General features: G+C 63.3%; 1 pseudogene. It reads left to right on the forward strand.

The window, feature by feature from the left end:
* Nucleotides 1-98: 98 nt before the first annotated feature.
* Nucleotides 99-912, forward strand: a pseudogene (locus tag EN991_RS37955) (hypothetical protein); the annotation flags it as partial.

Genomic DNA, 912 nt, shown 5'->3' on the forward strand with positions numbered 1-912 from the left:
GTATGAATCAGTATAGTCGCGCCTTACATCCGCCATGCGGTGAGCGGGACGATCGAGCGTGCGGAACGGGAACCGGTTGCGGCCGGAGCGGGTGATTCATGAAATTCCTCGGAAACAAAGCAACCGTGATGCCGCTGATGGCAATCACGGCGACGCTGGCTTTCGGTGTACCCCAGGCAGGCGCGCAGGGGCTCTTCGACATGCTTTTCGGCGGCGGCGTCAGGCATGCGCCGAAAGGCGAGTTTCCGCCCCCGCCACCGAAGAACAAGCCAAAGCCGAAAGTGTCCGGTGGCGGCGGCGGCAATGTGAAGATCAGCAGCCCGTCCTACTACACCTACAAGGCCGACCGGCTGGTTCGCGTCGACTTCTCGGCATTGGCCGCGACGCCGGCGCCGGCGACACCGCAGGACGCCGCCTTCGTCCCGTCGGCTACGGGTGCCGCGTTTCGTGATGCGGTTGCCAGCTTGGGCGACTACGAACTCTTAGCCGAGCCCGACATCGCCAAGGCGCTGATCGCGTACTACTCGGCCAATCCGGATTTCATCTGGATAAGCGGAACCAGCCTCAACAGCCGTGCGCAGGATGCGGTGCGGGTGCTTGGCGAGGCTTCAAGCTATGGCCTCACGCCCGCCGACTATACGGTCGAAGTGCCCGCTGCCGGCGCATCGTCGACCGATGCCAATGCGCAACTGAAAGAACTCGTCCGTTTCGAGATGGCGCTTTCGGCGCGTGTGCTGCGCTATGCCCACGACGCCCAGAACGGCCGCGTCGATCCCAACCGCATGACCGGCTATTATGATTTCCCGGCCAAGCCGCTCGATCTGCAAGGCGTGCTGAAAACGCTGGCTCATACCCAGCAGGTGCGCACCTATCTCGAATCGCGGCACCCGCAGAATGCGGAATACCAGGCGC

The sequence above is a fragment of the Mesorhizobium sp. M7A.F.Ca.US.005.03.2.1 genome, from assembly GCF_003997795.1.
In the GTDB taxonomy this organism is placed as follows: domain Bacteria; phylum Pseudomonadota; class Alphaproteobacteria; order Rhizobiales; family Rhizobiaceae; genus Mesorhizobium; species Mesorhizobium ciceri.